The organism is Streptomyces sp. ME02-8801-2C (assembly GCF_033793965.1).
Classification (GTDB): Bacteria; Actinomycetota; Actinomycetes; order Streptomycetales; family Streptomycetaceae; genus Streptomyces.
Genome location: NZ_JARAXP010000029.1, coordinates 11,341 through 28,958, shown reverse-complemented (window position 1 = coordinate 28,958; position 17,618 = coordinate 11,341). Strand labels below are relative to the sequence as shown.

At 70.4% G+C, this 17,618-nt stretch carries 15 protein-coding genes; 2 read left to right on the top strand and 13 right to left on the bottom strand.

The window, feature by feature from the left end; translation table 11 throughout:
- Nucleotides 1-99: 99 nt before the first annotated feature.
- From PV396_RS42525 to PV396_RS42495, 7 genes are read right to left on the bottom strand one after another with little or no spacing between them, the layout of a single operon-like run.
- Nucleotides 100-1,788, bottom strand: a complete 1,689-nt coding sequence (locus PV396_RS42525) for a CocE/NonD family hydrolase (protein WP_319213734.1) — start codon at nucleotides 1,786-1,788, stop codon at nucleotides 100-102.
- Nucleotides 1,789-1,846: 58 nt separating this feature from the next.
- Entirely contained in the window at nucleotides 1,847-2,995 is a 1,149-nt protein-coding gene (locus tag PV396_RS42520; RefSeq protein WP_319213733.1) for a serine hydrolase domain-containing protein, read from the bottom strand.
- 1 nt (nucleotide 2,996) lies between these two features.
- The gene (locus PV396_RS42515; RefSeq protein WP_319213732.1) at nucleotides 2,997-3,824 is read right to left on the bottom strand and encodes an alpha/beta hydrolase; all 828 of its coding nucleotides are present in this window, start codon (nucleotides 3,822-3,824) and stop codon (nucleotides 2,997-2,999) included.
- A 51-nt stretch (nucleotides 3,825-3,875) separates the two neighbouring features.
- The gene (locus tag PV396_RS42510) at nucleotides 3,876-4,901 is read right to left on the bottom strand and encodes an oligopeptide/dipeptide ABC transporter ATP-binding protein (protein ID WP_319213731.1); all 1,026 of its coding nucleotides are present in this window, start codon (nucleotides 4,899-4,901) and stop codon (nucleotides 3,876-3,878) included.
- 4 nt (nucleotides 4,902-4,905) lie between these two features.
- On the bottom strand, nucleotides 4,906-6,870 hold the full coding sequence (locus PV396_RS42505) for a dipeptide/oligopeptide/nickel ABC transporter permease/ATP-binding protein (protein ID WP_319213730.1): 1,965 nt from the start codon (nucleotides 6,868-6,870) through the stop codon (nucleotides 4,906-4,908).
- On the bottom strand, nucleotides 6,867-7,901 hold the full coding sequence (locus PV396_RS42500) for an ABC transporter permease (RefSeq protein WP_319213729.1): 1,035 nt from the start codon (nucleotides 7,899-7,901) through the stop codon (nucleotides 6,867-6,869). The genes PV396_RS42505 and PV396_RS42500 overlap by 4 nt, the downstream gene beginning before the upstream one ends.
- Before the next feature lie 2 nt (nucleotides 7,902-7,903).
- Nucleotides 7,904-9,439 carry an ABC transporter substrate-binding protein gene (locus tag PV396_RS42495; protein WP_319213728.1) on the bottom strand — a complete coding sequence of 512 codons (1,536 nt, stop codon included), beginning with the start codon at nucleotides 9,437-9,439 and terminating at the stop codon, nucleotides 7,904-7,906.
- Between the two features lie 522 nt (nucleotides 9,440-9,961).
- Here PV396_RS42495 and PV396_RS42490 point away from each other — a divergent pair.
- A complete protein-coding gene (locus PV396_RS42490) occupies nucleotides 9,962-10,957 on the top strand; it encodes a LacI family DNA-binding transcriptional regulator (protein ID WP_319213727.1) in 996 nt (331 codons plus the stop codon).
- Nucleotides 10,958-11,139: 182 nt separating this feature from the next.
- On the opposite strand, the gene PV396_RS42485 is transcribed toward PV396_RS42490, so the two are convergent.
- Nucleotides 11,140-11,775, bottom strand: coding sequence for an XRE family transcriptional regulator (locus PV396_RS42485; RefSeq protein ID WP_319213726.1), 636 nt, complete (start codon nucleotides 11,773-11,775; stop codon nucleotides 11,140-11,142).
- A gap of 107 nt (nucleotides 11,776-11,882) precedes the next feature.
- Between PV396_RS42485 and PV396_RS42480 the strand changes: the two genes are divergently transcribed.
- Entirely contained in the window at nucleotides 11,883-12,659 is a 777-nt protein-coding gene (locus PV396_RS42480; RefSeq protein ID WP_319213725.1) for an IclR family transcriptional regulator, read from the top strand.
- 190 nt (nucleotides 12,660-12,849) lie between these two features.
- Here the strand turns inward: PV396_RS42480 and dmpG are convergent, their stop codons facing one another.
- From dmpG to PV396_RS42455, 5 genes are read right to left on the bottom strand one after another with little or no spacing between them, the layout of a single operon-like run.
- Nucleotides 12,850-13,881, bottom strand: a complete 1,032-nt coding sequence (dmpG, locus tag PV396_RS42475) for a 4-hydroxy-2-oxovalerate aldolase (protein ID WP_319213724.1) — start codon at nucleotides 13,879-13,881, stop codon at nucleotides 12,850-12,852.
- Nucleotides 13,878-14,822 carry an acetaldehyde dehydrogenase (acetylating) gene (locus tag PV396_RS42470; protein ID WP_319213723.1) on the bottom strand — a complete coding sequence of 315 codons (945 nt, stop codon included), beginning with the start codon at nucleotides 14,820-14,822 and terminating at the stop codon, nucleotides 13,878-13,880. The genes dmpG and PV396_RS42470 overlap by 4 nt, the downstream gene beginning before the upstream one ends.
- Nucleotides 14,819-15,622 carry a 2-keto-4-pentenoate hydratase gene (locus tag PV396_RS42465; RefSeq protein ID WP_319213722.1) on the bottom strand — a complete coding sequence of 268 codons (804 nt, stop codon included), beginning with the start codon at nucleotides 15,620-15,622 and terminating at the stop codon, nucleotides 14,819-14,821. Before PV396_RS42465 ends, PV396_RS42470 begins: the two co-directional genes overlap by 4 nt.
- Nucleotides 15,619-16,566 (bottom strand): 3-carboxyethylcatechol 2,3-dioxygenase, encoded by a 948-nt coding sequence (locus tag PV396_RS42460; protein WP_319213721.1) that lies wholly within the window; start codon nucleotides 16,564-16,566, stop codon nucleotides 15,619-15,621. Before PV396_RS42460 ends, PV396_RS42465 begins: the two co-directional genes overlap by 4 nt.
- Complete coding sequence (locus PV396_RS42455; protein ID WP_319213720.1) at nucleotides 16,563-17,558, bottom strand: zinc-binding dehydrogenase; 996 nt, start codon at nucleotides 17,556-17,558, stop codon at nucleotides 16,563-16,565. The genes PV396_RS42460 and PV396_RS42455 overlap by 4 nt, the downstream gene beginning before the upstream one ends.
- Between the last annotated feature and the right edge of the window lie 60 nt (nucleotides 17,559-17,618).

Genomic DNA, 17,618 nt, shown 5'->3' with positions numbered 1-17,618 from the left:
CGGTGACCTCCTGTTGGACGGGCTCAGTTCGGGGCGGGGCGCACCCCGGATGGGAAAGGGGTGCGCCTCCCGGATCGTCTCCGACCGGGCGTCCGGTTCTCACTCGTTGGGCGTTGGCAGGATCACGCGGGACACCGCGCCGGTGTCGTGGTGGATGGTGTGGGTGCACGGCCGCAGCTCGGTTCCGGTGCCGGGCGTGGCACTGGTGCCCTCGTTGCGTGCGTACCGGGGGTGGGAGCCGCCGGCGATCAGCAGGCGGATGCGGTGTCCGGCCTTGACCTGGTGTGCGCAGGCGTCCAGTCGTACGCGCACGGTCTGGACCTGGTCGAGGGGCGAGGCGGGATCCAGTCGGAGGAGTCCTTCGGCGAAGTTGCGGGAGACGCCTTTGGGGTCGACGTCGCAGAGTCGTACGAAGACGTCGGCGTGCGGGTTGTTCCTGGTGTGCGCCAGTTCGACGACGGGCGTGCCCATGATCTCCAGCGGGGCGGTCAGCGGGTCGGTGGTGAAGGTGAGCACGTCGGGGCGGCTCTCCAGTCTGGCGTTGTCCTTGCTTCCGGCGTCGAGGGTGAGGAGTGGGCCGCCGAGGGTGGGTGTGGGGTTCGCCGGGTCGTAGAGGTAGGTGGATGGCGTGCCCTGGCCCGGCTTGTCGGCCAGGAGCTGGCCGCCCGGCTGCAGGTAGCGCACGGTCTCGCTCGTCAACGGTGGCCACTGGTCCAGGTGCCGCCAGGCGCCCTGCCCGGTGATGTACACCTCGACGGGGGATGCGGGCCGCGCGAGAGTCGGCGCTTCGTCGGCGAGGTGAATCTCCAGCCATGCGAGACTGCCGCGGAGTAGGCGTCCCATGCCCTTCTGGCCCCCTTCGTTATGGGGCCAGGGGCCGACGGTGAGGGAGACGTCGACCCCGCGGGCACGCAGCGTCTCGTACTGGTGCAGGGTCTGGTCGAGGAAGAGGTCCTGCCAGCCCGCGGTGAGCCGCATTGGGACGTTCACCCGTTCAAGGGCGTCGCCGAGTGTGAGCCGGTCCCACACGGCATCGTCGCGCTCCGGAGTGGTCAGCCATTCCCGGAACCACGCCGCACGGTGGCCGGTCGCCGCGTCGGCCGCGTCGGCCAGCGGGAGGGCGCCGAAGGCCGGGGCCAGCCGCCGGTTCAGGGTGAGCATTCGGGGCATGGCCCGCAGCCCGGTGAATCGCTCCTGGTTGACCACCATCTCCGCGAAGGACAGGAAGTCCCCCAGCCGGAACGCTCCGCTGCCGTGGGCCGCGTCGTGCATGTCGTGCGGGGCCACGGCGATCAGGCAGGCGCGCAGCTCGGGAGGCGGGTCCATCAGCAGCGCCCACTGGGTCCAGCCCACATAGGACGCCCCGGCGGTCGCGAGCCGGCCGTCGAACCACGGCTGGGTGCGCAGCCAGGCCACCGCGTCCTGGGCGTCGTCGGCCTCGTTCGCCATCGGGTAGAAGTCTCCCGTGGAGCCGAACGTGCCGCGGCAGCTCTGCAGCACGACGTGATACCCGCGGTCCGCGTAGACCCTCGCCTCCAGATCGCCGGGAAACCCGCGCCCGTAGGGTGTGCGCACGAGGACGGTGCCCTTGGGCCGGTCGGTGACGGGGGCGTAGTGGTCCGTCATGAGGACGGCGCCGTCGCGCGCGGGGGTCGGAATGTTCCGCTCGACCCGGTAGCCGTACCGGGTGGCCGGCAGCCGCATCAGGCGGGTCAGGAGCCGGTTCGCCGCGCGGGCGGCCAGGCTCGGGGGTGCCGGAGCGGTGGGACGTGGCGGTGTCGTCGTCATGGCCTGGTTTCCGGTTCTTCGGTGGACTGGTTCGGGCGTGCGGCGGCGGAGGCGGTCTTCACAGGCAAGCACGCAGTGCGTGGCTGAGCGCGTTGGCCCGGTCGTCGGGCAGGCTGCCGGGCTGTGCGGTCTGGTAGGCGAAGGCGACCTCGGACTCCAGGTGTGCGAAGCCGAGGCAGCCGCCCAGACCGTCGTGGCCGAAGCTGCCGGGGCCGATCATCGGCCGGTGCCCGGAGCTGGTCATGAAGCCGGTGCCCCAGCCGCTGTTCATGTCGGGGCCCACGAACGGGCGGCCTTCGGAGCGCGCGATGCGGGCGTCGCGGATGATGTCCGGGCCCAGCAGCCTGACCCCGTCGACCTCGCCGACCGTGGCTGCGTAGAGCCGTGCCAGGCTGCGGGCGTTGGTCACGAGATTGCCCGCCGGTATCTCCACCGACAGCCACGGTTCTTCGTTGGCGGACTGGATGATCCGGGCGGCGTCGATGACCCCGCCCAGGCTGATGGAGCGTTCGATCATCGGTTCGGCGAAAGCCGCGGCCATCATCGCGGCGGCCTCGGGGTCGGTGCTGGGCAGCGCGTCCGCCAGGGGATGGAAGTCGGCGGCCGCGGGATCGGCGCGGTACGTCATCGTCAGGCTCAGGGGATCAGCCACGTGCTGGCTCAGCCACTGACCCGGGCGCAGTCCTGTCGCCCGGCGCAGCACCTCGCCGGCCAGCCAGCCGAAGGTGAGCGCGTGGTAGGCGTACGCCGTCCCGGGCGTCCAGGCCGGCGCCTGCCGGGCCAGCGTGTCCGCGACCGGCGTCCAGGCGCGCAGGTCTTCCCACGTCAGATCCGTCTCGGGTGCCACCAGGCCGGCCTGGTGCGCGAGGAGATGCCGTACCGTTGTCGCCTCCTTGCCGTTCTCGGCGAACTCCGGCCAGTACTTCGCCACCGGGGCGTCGAGGTCGATCAGTCCGCGCTCGGCGGCCATCAGCAGACAGACCGTGGTCACGCCCTTGCTGACCGAGAACAGGACCGTGCGGGCCTCGGGCGTCCAGGCGCCCCGGGCGGTCTGCCCCGCCCAGATGTCCACCACCGGCACGCCCTGGGCGTACACCACACAGGAGGCGGCTGTGTCGCCGCGGTGGCGGAAGTTGTCGGCGAAGGCGTCCGCGACGGGCTCGAAACCGTCGGCCACGTGGCCTTCCACCTGTACTGCTGTTGTCATGTCACGCACTCCCTCGTGCCGCGTTGTCCCGGATCTGGGTGATGATCTGCGGCCAGAGCGGACGGGGCAGCTCATGGCCCATGCCGGGGTAGATGGCCAGCTCCGAGTCCGCGATCAGTCCGTGCATGACCTTGGATCCCTCGGTGCCGATCAGACGGTCGCCGTCGCCGTGCAGGATCGTGGTGGGCACCGTGACGCGGTGCAGGCGAGGCGCGCGGTCGGGAGAGTTGTCGAGCGACTCCATCTGGCGCAGGATGCCGTCGGGGTCGTAGTCCCGGTCGTACATCTGGCCGCCGAGCTCGCGCAGCCAGGCGGTGTCCTGGACGTATCCGGGTGAGGCGCACACCGCTTCGTTCTCCAGGTACAGCGCGATCGCCTCGTCGCGGTTGCGGGCCCACGGCCGGTGGGTCCGCTCGTCGACCAGGTCGCGTCCGCCTATGAAGTCCGTGCTGGGCGCCGTGTAGACAAGGGCGAGGGTGAGGACGCGGGTGGGGTGGTCGAGGGCGAGTTGCTGGGCGACCATGCCGCCCATCGACTGTCCGACGATGTGCGCCGTGGGAATGTCGAGCGCGGTGAGCAGGCCCGCGGTGTCGTTCGCCATGTCGGCCAGGGTGTAGCCGCCCTGCGGGAACTTCTGCGACAGGCCCACGTCCCGGTTGTCAAAGCGCAGGACGTGGAAGCCCGCGTCGGCCAGTTGCCCGCAGAAGTCGGCGCGCCAGCCGAGCATATGGGCCCCGAGACCCTGGATCAGCAGCAGCGGAGGGCGGTCGGGATCGCCGAAGGTGTCGTAGTTGAGCGACACCCCATCGGGCGTGGTGACGATGGTCATCAAGTCTCGTTTCGGTTGTCGGATCGGGCGGGCGACGGTGGATGCCGTGAGCTAGTTCCGGCCAGTGGCGACGTCGAGCCTGCGATCGGGTTCGGCCGTCGGGGCGGTGCCGAGTTCCTGCCAGCGGTGGCAGGCGACGGTCGTACCCGCCGGGGTCTGTTCGAGCGGTGGCCGTTCGGCGCGGCACAGTGGGACGGCGTGTGGGCAGCGGTTGGCGAAGGGGCATCCGGAGGTGGAGACGGGGCCGGTGTTGTCGCCCGTGCGCACGCGGCGCAGGCGGCGTTCCGCCTGGCGCACCGGGTCCGGTACTGGCGCCGCTTCGAGCAGGGTCCTGGTGTAGGGGTGCGCCGGGGTCGCGTAGACCGCCTCGGCGGGGCCCTGCTCCATGATCTGGCCGCGGTAAAGGACCATGATGCGGTGCGAGAGGTGTCGTACGACGTCGAGGTCATGGGCCACGAACAGGTAGCCGAGGGCGAACTCGTCCTGCAACTCCCGCAGCAGGTTGAGCACCTGGGCCTGGACGGAGAGGTCCAGCGCGCTGACCGGTTCGTCGCAGATCACCAGGCGTGGTCGGGCGACGAGGGCACGGGCGATGGCGATGCGTTGCCGCTGGCCGCCGGAGAAGTTCGACGGGTGACGGTCCGCGGCGGACGCGGGGAGTCCGACGCGCTCCAGCATGGCGACGACCCGGTGACGGACCTCGTCCGGCGCCAGTTTCTCCGCCCGGAGCGACTCGCCCAGCGTCTGGGCGATGGTCCGGGTCGGGTTCAGGGAGCTGTACGGGTCCTGGAAGATCACCTGCAGGTCGCGGCTGAGGGCGCGGCGTCGTTTGTGGTCGGCTCGGGTGATGTCCTCGCCCGCGAACCCGATCCGTCCGTCGGTCGGCGATGCCAGGCCGAGGACGGCCCGGCCGATGGTGGTCTTGCCGGAGCCCGATTCGCCCACGACGCCCAATGTCTCCCGTTCGGCCACGGAGAAGCTCACCCGGTCGACGGCTCGCATGGGGGGCGAGCCGTGGCCGCGGCGGAAGTGCACCGACAGATCGCGGACTTCGAGGAGATTCGTCTCGTCGTTCACGACGTCACACACCTTCGGTCTGGTGGGCGTAGAGGCAGCGGGCCTCGTGGGAGGTGCCGATGTCGAGGAGGGGGATCTCGCCGTTGCCGCACCGCTCGGTGGCGTGCGCGCATCTGGGCCGGAAGTGGCAGCCCTGCGGCCACGAGCCCGGCATCGGGACCGCGCCCGGGATGGTGGGCAGCACCGCCGAGCCGTGCCGGCTGTGCGGGTTCGAGGCGAGCAGTGCCCGGGTGTACGGGTGGTGCGGGTTACCGAACAGGTCTTCCACACCGGCGCGTTCGGCGATCTGGCCGGCGTACATCACCACGACCCGGTCGCACATGTCGGCGACCACACCCAGGTCATGGGTGACGAGCATGATGGCCATGCCCCGGTCGCGCTGAAGCGTGCGCAGCAGATCGAGGATCTCCACCTGGATGGTGACGTCGAGGGCCGTGGTCGGCTCGTCGGCGATCAGGAGTTTCGGTTCGCCGGCGAGGGCACGCGCGACGACGACGCGCTGGGCCATGCCGCCCGACAGCTCGTGCGGGTAGCGGCGGGCCACGAGATGCGGCTCGGGGAGCTGCACCTGCTCCAACAATTCGACGGCACGCTTCTGGGCCTTCGCGCGGCTCATCCCGGTGTTGGCCCGGACCGCCTCGGCGAGTTGCCAGCCGATCCGGAACGCGGGATCGAGCGCGACCATCGGTTCCTGGGACACGTAACCGATCTCGGCACCCCGGACAGCCTGGAGTTCGGACTCCGACAGGGCCGCGAGGTCCCTGCCGTCGAAGAAGACATGTCCGGATTCGATCCGTCCGCCGCCACCGAGCAGCGCGATGACGGCGAGGGCCGTCGTGGTCTTCCCGCAACCCGACTCCCCGACGACTCCGACCGTCTCGCCACGGGCGATGTCGAAGGTCACCCCGTCGACCGCGCGGATGGGGCCGGTCGGCGAGGCGTAGGACACCGTGAGGTCGCGGACTGAGAGCAGGCTGTCGTTCGTGCCCGCGGGCACGACAGCCGCTGCGGCAGCCGCAGCTCGTCTGGGCGCGTCTCGGCGCTTGTCGCCCAGCGGCAGGGCGGACTTCGGGGACCAGCCCTCGGTGCTCGCGTCCCTGACCGCGTCGCCCAGCAGTCCGAACGCCAGCACGGTCAGCGCGATCGCCAGGCCGGGCGGCCAGATCAGCCAGGGCTGCTGGAAGAGGGCGGAGACCCCGTCCGCGACCATGCCTCCCCAACTGGGCTCCGGAGGCGCGGCGATCAGGCCGAGGAAGGCCAGCCCGGTCTGCACCAGCAAGGCGGTCGCCGCCAGCAGGGACGCCTGCACGATGATGGGTCCCATGACCCGCGGCAGCACGTGCCGGGTGACGATGTAGGTCCGCGACATGCCGGACACCCGGGCGGCGGCGACGTAGAGCTGTTCACGCACCGGCAGTGTCGCGGCCCGTACGACACGCACGAGACCCGGTGCCGCCAGGACACCGAGTGTCACCATCGCGGCGGCCACGCTCTGCGGGAAGACCGACAGCACGACGATGACCAGGATGATCGACGGCAGCGACAGCACGAGATCCGCCACCCAGATGATCGCCCGGTCGACCTTGCCGCCGACGTATCCGGCCACCAGCCCGATGGGGATGCCCAGCGCCAGGACGACCGCCATCGCCTCGACGATGCCGACCAACGTGACCCGGGTGCCCACCAGCAGACGTTCGAGAACGTCACGCCCGAGGCTGTCGACGCCCAGGGGGTGTGCGCCGCTCGGGCCGTGCAGGACGGTTCCGAGATCGCCGGCCCGTTCTGTGCCGACGTGCGGCAGCAGCATCGGAGCGCCGACGGCGATGACGACGAGGACCGCCAGGTACGCCAGGCACACGACGGCCAACGGCCGTCGCAGCAGACGGCGCACGAAGCCGGGGTTCGCCGAGGGTGATGCCGTCGGTTCGGCATCGGCCACCGTCTCAGGGACGGTCTTGGTCACAGTCATGCTGCGCTCACTCTCGGGTTGAGCAGCCCATAGGCGACATCGACCGACAGGTTGACGACGATGACCACCACGGTGAAGACCACCGCGACCGCCTGGACCGTCGGAATGTCGTGGGCCAGGGCCGAACCGACCACAAGCGAACCAAGTCCCGGCACGGAGAAGAGGTTCTCGATGAGAACGGCTCCGCCCAGCAGGCCGACGGTCTGGATGCCGAGGACGGTGACGACCGGGATCGCGGCGTTCTTGAGAGCGTGCCGGTAGATCAGCGAGGTCCGGGAGACCCCGTTGGCGGCGGCCATCCTGATGTACTCGCTGCCGAGCACGTCGAGCATGGATTCCCGGGTCTGCTTCAGTACGGCGGCCACGGAGCCGAGGGACAGCGCGGTCACCGGCAGCACCAGTGACCGGGCCCACTCCTCGGTCGATTCGGTGAACGGCACGTACCCGAGAGCGGGGAACCACTCGAGCTTGATCGCGAACACGACGACCAGCACCGAGCCGACCCAGAAGACGGGCAGTGCCCAGCCGAGGAGGGCGAGCGCGTCGACCGCCCTGCCGAGCACCCCACCACGCACGGCACTGAACACGCCGAGGCTGACGCCGACCACGACGCTCACCAGCAGAGAGCCGCCGATGAGCGACATGGTGACGGGTACTCGGCTGGTGATCGATTCCACGACCGGAGAGCCGTTGGTGATCGAGCTGCCGAAGTCACCCGAGAGCGCACGGGTCAGCCAGTTCCAGTACTGCTCGTAGACCGGGAGGTCGAGCCCGAGTTGCCTGCGCAGCGCTTCGTACTGTTCCGGTGTGCCGTTGGTTCCGAGGATCTGGCGGGCGGCGTCTCCCGGGGTCAGTGACAGCAACAGGAAGTTGAAGCTCGACACGACCAGCAGCAGGGGGATCGCCGTCAACACGCGGCGGGCCAGCAGCGGGGTCAGCCTGCCGCCTCCGATGCCGCGTCTGCGTGTGGTTCGCCCGCGAGGGGAGCGCGTGAGCGGCGCTCCCAACGCGTCGACCGAGGTGTCGGTCATCGTCAGCCCTTCCAGCCCAGGTCGGCACCGAAGATCACCCAGGAGCCCTTCTTGGCTCCGGTGATGTGCTCGTTCATGCCCCACGGGATGTGGTACTCGTAGATCGGCACGTTGAGGGCCTGCTCGGTGACCATGCTGTTGAGCTTGGTGAACGTCTTCGCCGCCTGGTCGTCCTGCTCGGTCTGACCCTGGCGGTAGAGCGCGTCGATCTCGGGGTTCGAAGCGCCGAAGGGGTTCAGCGAGGCCTTCGGGGAGTACAGGGTCGAGTACGCGATCGACGTCGGGGAGGTGTCCGGTGTCCACTCGAACGCGGCGAACTTCTTCGAGAGGGCCTGCTGGACGAAGTCGGTGGTCGCCGGGGTGATCTTGACGTGGACGCCGATCTTCTCCCAGTCCTTCGCGACCGTCTGCATCGTCGGGTCGCCCCAGTTGCCGATGACGGTTCCCGGGTCGACGACGGTCATGTCGAACCCGTTCGGGTAACCGGCCTGCGTGAGCAGCGCCTTCGCCTTAGCCGGGTCGTAGGGGTAACGGTTCTCCAGGGCCGGGTCGGTGTACTCGGTCTGGTACTGCGAGGTGGGCCGACCGTACTTGCCGACCAGCGCCTTGGTGATCGAATCGCGGTCGACGGCGTAGTTCAGCGCCTGTCGGACCCGGACGTCGCCGAGCGGCTTGGTGGCGGTGCCGTTGCGGTCGGCGAGCGTCACCGCGACGGTGCCGCTGCGCCAGTGCATGACCTTGACGCCGGCCTTCTCCGCCGCGGGCGCGGTGGACGCGTCCAGGTTGCCGAAGTCGATCTGCTTGGCCTGGAACGCGCGCAGCATCGCGGACGGGTTGGAGATGATCCGGACGGTCACCTTCTTGAAGCGGACGGCCGACGGATCGTAGTAGTACTTGCTGGGCACCAGGGTGTAGTGGTCGCCGGTCACCGACTGGGCGGCATCCAGGACGTAGGGACCGACGCCGTAGGTGCCCTTCGCCAGGCTCGCGGGATCGGCGACGGACTTGGGGCTGGAGAGGGCGCCCCGGTTTCCGTACTGCGACAGGAGCAGGGGCACGATCGGGGACGGCGAGGCGAGATTGAGCCGGACCTTGTACTCGCCTTCGGTCTCGACGGAGCCGATCGCGAGTGAGGAGACGTACGGGCCGGGCTGCTTGGCGAAGTACTCCAGCCAGGTCTTGACCGCCGCCGCGTTCAGCGGGCTTCCGTCGGTGAAGCGGATCCCCTTCTTGAGGGTGAACTCGAAGACCTTGTTCCCGTCTCCGACGTACTTGTAGTCGCTCACCAGGGCGGGGCTGGCGGTGTAGTCGGCGTTCATGTGGAACAGGGACTGGTTCGTCAGCGAACGCATCACGTTGGGCAGTCCGCCGCCGTCCTTGGCCGGGTCGAGCGTGAACGGCCCGAACGAGAGGCCGATGCGCAGCTCACTCGGGGTGGTGCGAGCGCCTCCGCCCCCGCCGCTGCCGGCGCCGCACGCTGTCGTGCCGAGCGCCAGCGCCGACACGGCGGCCAGCGCGATCAATGATGTGCGGTTCATGCGTGTTCTCCTGAGGAAAGTCTTGGCTGGGCCGCGAGTCGCGTGTGGGCACCCGTCGCCCCTTGCACGAGGGCTGCTGGTGGTCGCCGGCCGGTCCGCTGGACCTGGTGTCGGCCGGACCTGGCGGTCAGGGCGCGGGCGGGGGTAACCGCGTCGGGCGCGTGAGGGCCCTGTCCGTTGCGTGAGCAGCAGGGCTCGGGTGGGTCGAAGCGATGCGACGCGGCAGCGCCGTGGTCACCGGCCCGGATCAGCGGCGGCGGGTGGAACACGGCCGGAAGTCGTGGCGTTGCTGACGGGGATCGTGTCGTCCATGACAGATCTCTCTCGTGTGGACCCACCCCGTCGGCGCGTACGAAGACGGTGATCGGTTGGGGTGGCGGCTCGGGCAGATCAGGTGCGGGGGCGTCCATCCCCTACAGGCCATTGCGGCGACCGATGCTGCGATCTAATACGTATTAGATTCGCGAATGGCCGTACCGTAGCCTGTGTCCGAAAGTGAGGCAAGAGGTTCGGGGAGGGACATTGCCGAGAGTCACCAGCAAGGACGTGGCGCGAGAGGCCGGGGTCTCCCAGACCACCGTGAGCTTCGTACTCAACGGCAGGGACGAGCACGGCCTCTCCGCCGAGACCCGCCGTCGTGTGCTGGAGACGGCGAACCGGCTCGGCTACGTACCGTCGGGGGCGGGCCGTGCGTTGCGCAAGGGGCGGAGCAACGTCGTGCTCTGCGTGGTTCCGGACTTCCCCGTCGCGGAGGCCATGGAGCAGTTCAAGCTGGCCCTCGGCCGGTCGCTGGGCGAGGCCGGGTACACCTGCGTGTTCCTGCACCACGACGGGACGGCCACGCCGCTGTCCGAGCTGTGGCAGCACGTCCAGCCAGCGGTGGTGGTCGCGTTCGGCAGCCTGTCGGCCGCTGACGCGCAGTCGCTGCAGCGGGCGGAAATCCCCCTGCTCGACGGCGTGTTCACCCCGGACGGCAGCGGACTGACCGGGCTGAACCAGGAGAACATCGGACGGCTGCAGATCGAGCACCTCGCGGCACTCGGGCACACGCACATCGGCTACGCCGGGCTGGACGACCCCAGGGAACGCCCCTTCTGCCTCCCCCGCCTGCAGGGTGCCACCCTGGCCTGCGCCGAACTGGGCCTGCCCGCACCGCAGGTGGTCACCATGCGCTACTCGCGGGACAGCGCCCGAGCTGCCGTCCTTGAGTGGACGCAGGGCGCCACCCCGGTCACGGCGGTCGCCGCCTTCAACGACCTGATCGCCCTCGCCGTCCTCGCGAGCTGCCGCACCCAGCACATCGGCATCCCGGACGACCTGGCACTCATCGGCGTCGACGACCTCCCCGTCAGCTCACTCGCCGTACCGGCCCTCACCACCATCGGGATGGACCTCACCACCGCGGCCGGCAACCTCACCGCCGGCATCCTCGAGGCGGTCGGGGCTCCGGCTCCGGCGGCGCCGAGTGGGCCTGACGCGGGTGACATCCTGGCCCTCATTCAGCGCGAGACCACTTGACGCCCTTGCCTGCGTGAACGCGGACGATTCCGGTCCGCACCTCCCCCGACTCTCGGCTTCGCCCGAGCCGGGGGGCCCCGTCCCGGTGCCACCGCGGGTTCCTGCCTCACAGTCCCCCGCCCGCTCCATCGAGGGAGCTGGAGCGGCGTTGGCGGTCGCGTGACCGCCTCTTCGTCGCGGTGTCACCCGTTGTCGCGGGGCGCTGTCGTGACGCCCTTGGTGACGGTGGGGCCGAACTGGCGGATCTGGGGGACGGTGGTCACCATGTGGACGACGACCCGCTCACTGAGGCAGACATGGCGGTGCGGGACGTCTCCGGGGAAGCGGACGAAGTCCCCGGCCGCCAGGTCCACCGGTTCACTGAGGGGGCCGGTGCGCAGCTTCCCGGTGATCACGTAGACGTGGTGCAGGGTGCCGGCGGCGTGCGGCGCCACGGTCTCGGGAGTCGTGCCACCGCGCTCCAGGCGTAGGACGAGGGCCCGGACGTAACCCGAGCCGTAGGTCTCGTCCAGCAGACGCTCGCTCCAGCCCGCCTCGGTCGACCACTCGCCCTCGTCGTGACGCTGCACGTAGACCGGTGTTCCCCACTCGGTCAGCAGACGGCGCGCGGGCACGTCCAGTGCCGCCCCAAGGAGGGCCAGGGTCTCCACCGTCGGGTTTCCCGAGCTCTGTTCGATCTTGGACAGCGTCTGCTTCGACAGTCCGGACCGGCGGGCGAGCTCACCGAGGGACATGGCCCTCTCCAGCCGGTAGCGCCGCACGTTGCGGGCGACGAGTTCGTTCTCCCGGAGCAGCGAGGTGTCACTTTTAATGTGCATCTCGTCATTATTGACGAACGCCTTGCCGGTTCGCATCATTGTCACGTAAAGGTTGCCGGACGGTTCACTAGAAGTGACGCCGGTCTCTAGGGACGAGGTGAATCACTGTGTCGACGACGCTTGCCGGACCGGCCCGCGACGATCGGGCCGCCATCGACAAGGCCGTCAGCCTTCTCCTTGCTCTCGGTGACCGGTCCGCAGCCGGGGCCGGCGTCAGCGAGCTCGCCCGGCGGGCGGAGATGAGCAAGACGACGGCGTACCGGGTGCTGGGGATGCTGGAGCGCAACGGCGTCGTGGAGCGCCACGGCACGGGATACCGGCTCGGTGAACGTCTGCACCGCCTGGGACAGGCCGTGCACGGGCCGGAGGCCGAGCGCGTCCGTGACGCGTTGCTGCCCTTTCTGACCGACCTGTACGAGCTGACCCGGGAGACGGTTCACCTTGCGGTGCTCCACGACACCCATGTGGTCTATCTCGCCAAGCTCTACGGCCATCGGTCCGTGTCTGTTCCGTCCCGGATCGGCGGGCAGCTCCCGGCCCATGCGACGGCCGTCGGCAAGGTACTGCTCGCCTACGACTTCCACGCGGCCGAACAGGCGATGAGCAAGCCGCTGCGGCGGTTCACCGACCGCACGATCACCGACCCCGATGAGCTGTCCGCGGAGCTGGACGGCATTCGCCGTACAGGGGTGGCGTTCGACGACGAGGAATACCAGCCGGGCCTGGCCTGTGTCGCCGCTCCCGTGCTCAGCCGCGGCGGGCGGGCGGTGGCCGCCCTGTCGGTCGCCGGCCGGAATGGCCGGATCGACATGCGGCGGCTGAGCGCCCAGGTCCGTCAGGTCGCCGCCGCCGCGTCGCAGGGCTGGGCGCGTCACGCCTGCTGACGCACGCCGGTGACCCGGTGAGTCAGTCGGCGCGGGCGCCGGGGAATGCGTGCTCCCGCCGACGGTCACCGCAGGGTGCCGCGGGTCGCAGGTGAAGGTCGGTGGGGGCTGGTCGCGCAGTTCCCCGCGCCCCTTTCGGGGCGCTGACGCGCCGCCGATCCGCACCCGCGGCACCCGCGACCCGTTCGGCTCAGGATGCGGTGGGCGCCTGCTCCAGCAGGTCCAGCGCGATGTCGGTGATCATGTCCTCCTGCCCGCCGACCAGCCGTCGTCGACCCACCTCCAGGAGAATGCCGCGGACGTCGACGCCGTACTGCCGGGAGGCCGCCTCGGCGTGGCGCAGGAAGCTGGAGTAGACGCCGGCGTAGCCGAGGGTGAGGGTCTCGCGGTCGACCTGGACCGGGCGGTCCTGCAGCGGTCGTACGAGATCGTCGGCCGCGTCCTGGAGGGCGAACAGGTCGCAGCCGTGCTTCCACCCCTGGAGGTTGGCGACTGCGACGAACGGCTCGATCGGGCAGTTGCCCGCGCCCGCTCCGTGCCCGGCGAGGGAGGCGTCCACTCTGGTGACCCCCTCCTCGACGGCGACGACCGAGTTGGCCACCGCCAGGGAGAGGTTCTGGTGGGCGTGGATGCCGATCTGGGTCTCCGGGTCCAGCACGTCACGATAGGCGCGGACGCGTTCGCGGACGTCGTTCATGGTGAGCCGGCCGCCGGAGTCGGTGACGTACACGCAGTGGGCGCCGTACGACTCCATCAGCTTTGCCTGTTCGGCCAGTTGGGCTGCCGGGGCCATGTGGCTGAGCATGAGGAACCCGGAGACGTCCATGCCGAGTTCGCGGGCCGTGGAGATGTGCTGGGCGGAGACGTCGGCCTCGGTGCAGTGGGTGGCGATGCGGATGGACCGGACGCCGAGGGAGTGCGCGTGCTTCAGTTCGGCGATGGTGCCGATGCCGGGCAGCAACAGGGTGGTGAGGGTGGCCCGTTGGAGGACGGAGGCGGCGGCCTCGATCCACTCCCAGTCGGTGTGGCTGCCGGGCCCGTAGTTCACCGAGCCGCCCGCCAGGCCGTCGCCGTGGGCCACCTCGATGGCGTCGACGCCGGCCGCGTCCAGCGCGGTGACGATCCTGGCCACGTCGGTGGGCGCGATGCGGTGGCGTACGGCGTGCATGCCGTCCCGCAGGGTGACGTCCTGGACGTACAGGCTGGTCGTGCTGGTGGTCATGCCGTGGCCCCCTGTCGTGCGTGCCGGGCGATGCGCTCGGCGGTGCGCAGGGCGGCCGAGGTCATGATGTCGAGGTTCCCGGCGTAGGGGGGCAGGTAGTGGGCGGCGCCCTCCACTTCCAGGAAGACCGAGACCTTGGTGGTCGGCCTCGGCGTGTCGGGCGGCAGCAGGGTGTGCACCGGTTCGTCCGCCGGTACGGGCGTGAACTGGACGTCCTGCTTGAGCCGGTAGCCCGGGACGTACTTGGCGACCTCGGCCGCCATGTCCGTGACCGAGGCGCGGATCGCGTCGTTGTCGGCGTCGCCGATCAGGCAGAAGACGGTGTCGCGCATGATGAGCGGCGGCTCGGCGGGATTGAGGACGATGATCGCCTTGCCGCGTGCGGCCCCGCCGACGGCCTCGATGGCGGCCGAGGTGGTCTCGGTGAACTCGTCGATGTTGGCACGGGTGCCGGGACCCGCGGACTTCGAGGCGATGGAGGCGACGATCTCCGCGTAGGGGACGGGGGTGACCCGGGCGACGGCGTGGACGATCGGGATGGTGGCCTGTCCGCCGCAGGTGACCATGTTGATGTTGTCGGCGCCCAGGTGGGCGTCGAGGTTGACCGGGGGGACGACGAACGGTCCGATCGCGGCCGGGGTGAGGTCGATGAGGCGCTTGCCGTACGGCCTCAGACGATCGGCGTTGGCCAGATGGGCTTTTGCCGAGGTGGCGTCGAAGACGATGTCGATGTCCTCGAAGCCCTCCATGGCGATGAGGCCGTCGACGCCCTCGTGGGTGGTGGGCACCTTGAGGCGCCGGGCGCGGGCGAGGCCGTCGGAGTCCGGGTCGATACCGACCAGCGCCGCCATCTCCAGCGTCTCGGAGAGCCGCAGGACCTTGATCATGAGGTCGGTTCCGATGTTGCCGGAGCCGATGACGGCCACCTTCGTCCTTGTCACGACGGCTCCTTGTCGGTGAAGGAGGCGCTGACCGTGCCGAGGCCGGAGATCTCCGCGCGGACGGTGACGCCCGCGGCGACGCCGACCATGGGGCCCAGCGCCCCGGAGAGGACGACCTGGCCGGCGCGCAGGGGGTCGCCGTACGCGCGAGCTGTGCGGGCCAGCCACAGCAGGGCGTTGAGGGGGTCGCCGAGGCAGGCGGTGCCGTCGCCCTCGGAGACGAGGACGTCGTCGGCGTACATCCGCATGGTCGCCTCGCGCGGCTCGAACTCCTTGAGCGGAACGCGGGAATCACCAAGCACGTACAGGCCGCTGGAGGCGTTGTCCGCCACGGTGTCGGTGAGGGTGATGTCCCAGTCGGCGATGCGGCTGTCGACGATCTCCAGGGCGGGAGAGGCGTACGCGACGGCCGCGCGGACGGCTGCCAGGTCGAGGTCGTCGCCGTCGAGGTCGGTGGCGAGGACGAAGGCGATCTCCGCCTCGGCCTTCGGCTGCAACAGCCGCGTCGCCGGTACCCCGGTGAGGGCGGAGACGTCCATGTCGGCGAAGAGGACGCCGAAGTCCGGCTGGTCGACGCCGAGTTGCTTCTGTACGGCGGGTGAGGTGAGGCCGATCTTGCGGCCGGTGACGACGGCTCCGGCGGCGAGCCGGTGTTCGGTGAGCCGGCGCTGGACCGCATAGGCGCCGGCGACGTCCGTGCTGCCCAGCAGGTCACGGACCGGTCCGCACGGCTGCCTCTTGTCGGCGGCGGCCAGGAGGCGGTCCGCCGCCTGGGTGACGGCTTGCTCGTGGTCGGTCATCGGTTTGGCTCCTGCTCTGCGGTGGCGACGGCGAATCCGGCGATCCACTCGGGGATCGGCGTGTAGAAACGGGAGGTCATGCGGTACGAGCCGGTGGCGGCCAGCGAGGCGAAGGCCGCGATCCAGGTGCGCACCTCGTGCGCGGAGCCGCCGCCCTCCGCTCCCATCCACTCGACGCTCCAGGCGTCCACGTCGGCGAGGCGGCCGTCGGCCAGGGTGTCGAGGACGAGGTTGTCCCAGGCCGGGTTGATCGGGATCATCGCCGTCGATCCGGCCGCGTAGTCGCGGCCCGCCTGGACGACCCGCTGCTCGCCCCTGGCCCGCTGCTCCGGCGTCGGCGGGTGTCCTTCGATGAGCGCGTCGGCCACGCGGGGTGGTGCGCCGTCGAGGACCGGTACGGGCGGGTCGTGCGAGAGGCCACCGGAGCCGAGGAAGAGCACGCGCCGGTCGAGTCCGGCGGCGGCCTCGCCGAGGGCGCTGCCCAGGGCCCGGATACGGCTGACCGGGCCGAGCGGGGTGGCGACGCCGTTGACGAAGACCGGTACGACGGGGATCTTGTCGATGCCGCCGAAGAGGATCTCCAGCGGCTGGACGAAGCCGTGGTCGACGGTCATGCGGGCCGAGACGGTCAGGTCGATGCCGCGGTCGAGGACCCCGCGGGCGAGTGCGCGGGCGGCGTCGGTGTCGACCGAGAGGGGTCCGGCGGTGGAGCCGAAGTCGCCGACCGCGTGCGCGTCGGTGGCCAGGCAGAAGGGGGGCATCTCCTTGTAGAAGAAGCCGTTGTAGTGGTCGGGGGCGTACAGCACGACCAGGTCCGGGTCGAAGGCGCGGACGAAGGCTCGTGCGCTCTCGACGGCCTCGTCCACGGCGGCGAGGATCTCGGGCGCCGGGTCGTTCTTGCCGATGAGGGGAGAGTGGGACAGGCCCACTGCGGCGGCGGTCATCGCCGTCCTCCTTCTTCCGGGGCGGGCGGGTGGATGACGAGCTTTCCGGTGAGCCGCCCGTCGATCATGAGCTGGAAGCCCTTGTGGATCTCCTCCAGCGGGAGGGTTCGGTCGATCACCGGACGCAGGCCGGTGGCGTCCATCAGCTTCAGGAGCGACACCAGCTCGCTGCGGGTGCAGCCGGTCGAGCCGACGATGCGCTGTTGCAGGTAGAAGATTCGGGCGAGGTCGGCGGGCGGGTTGGTGCCGCTGGTCGCTCCGGCGATCACGATCGTGCCGCCGGGCCGCAGGGCCTTCATCGAGTGCGACCAGGTGGCCTCACCGACCGTCTCGACGACCACGTCCACCCGCTCGGGCAGCCGTTCGCCGGTCGGAACGGCCAGCCGCGCCCCCCAGCCCTCGGCCTCCGCCCGCTTCTCCGCGCTGCGGCTGGTGGCGTACACGACGGCACCCGCGGCGACGGCCAGTTTGATCGCGGCGGAGGCGACGCCACCGCCCGCGCCCTGGACGAGCACCCGGTCTCCCGCGGTGATCCGTGCCTGGGTGAACAGCATGCGGTAGGCGGTGCCCCAGGCGACGGGCAGACAGGCGGCCTCGTCGAAGGAGAGCCAGGACGGCTTGGGGATCAGATTGCGGGTGGGGACGGTCAGGTACTCGGCGAAGGCGCCGTCGTGCTGCTCCGACAGCAGGGCACGGCCGGGGTCGAGTGTCTCGTCGCCCAGGCCGGCGTCCGTGTCGGCGATGACGGGGTGGACGAGGACCTCGTTGCCCTGCTCGTCGTAGCCGGCCGCGTCGCAGCCCAGGATGATGGGCAGCCGCTCGGACGGGTGGCCGACGCCGCGCAGCGTCCACAGGTCGTGCATGTTGAGCGACGACGCGACCACGCGGACGAGCGACCAGCCGGGCCGGGGTTCGGGCCTGGGGACATCCCCTACGACCAGCCCGGACAGCGGGTCGGCCGCGCTCTGGGAGACAGCGGTTGCAGCAAGCATGCGGCCACGCTCTCCCGCCGCCACGGTCTGCCGACAGCGAGCGTTCCGCCGTGCGGAACG

What these genes read in the sequence shown, in the direction of transcription:
- PV396_RS42525 (WP_319213734.1), bottom strand. Translation starts at nt 1,788, where the DNA reads ATGACGACGACACCGCCACGTCCCACCGCTCCGGCACCCCCGAGCCTG.
- PV396_RS42520 (WP_319213733.1), bottom strand. Translation starts at nt 2,995, where the DNA reads ATGACAACAGCAGTACAGGTGGAAGGCCACGTGGCCGACGGTTTCGAG.
- PV396_RS42515 (WP_319213732.1), bottom strand. Translation starts at nt 3,824, where the DNA reads ATGACCATCGTCACCACGCCCGATGGGGTGTCGCTCAACTACGACACC.
- PV396_RS42505 (WP_319213730.1), bottom strand. Translation starts at nt 6,870, where the DNA reads ATGACTGTGACCAAGACCGTCCCTGAGACGGTGGCCGATGCCGAACCG.
- PV396_RS42500 (WP_319213729.1), bottom strand. Translation starts at nt 7,901, where the DNA reads ATGACCGACACCTCGGTCGACGCGTTGGGAGCGCCGCTCACGCGCTCC.
- PV396_RS42495 (WP_319213728.1), bottom strand. Translation starts at nt 9,439, where the DNA reads ATGAACCGCACATCATTGATCGCGCTGGCCGCCGTGTCGGCGCTGGCG.
- PV396_RS42485 (WP_319213726.1), bottom strand. Translation starts at nt 11,775, where the DNA reads ATGCACATTAAAAGTGACACCTCGCTGCTCCGGGAGAACGAACTCGTC.
- dmpG (WP_319213724.1), bottom strand. Translation starts at nt 13,881, where the DNA reads ATGACCACCAGCACGACCAGCCTGTACGTCCAGGACGTCACCCTGCGG.
- PV396_RS42465 (WP_319213722.1), bottom strand. Translation starts at nt 15,622, where the DNA reads ATGACCGACCACGAGCAAGCCGTCACCCAGGCGGCGGACCGCCTCCTG.
- PV396_RS42460 (WP_319213721.1), bottom strand. Translation starts at nt 16,566, where the DNA reads ATGACCGCCGCCGCAGTGGGCCTGTCCCACTCTCCCCTCATCGGCAAG.
- PV396_RS42455 (WP_319213720.1), bottom strand. Translation starts at nt 17,558, where the DNA reads ATGCTTGCTGCAACCGCTGTCTCCCAGAGCGCGGCCGACCCGCTGTCC.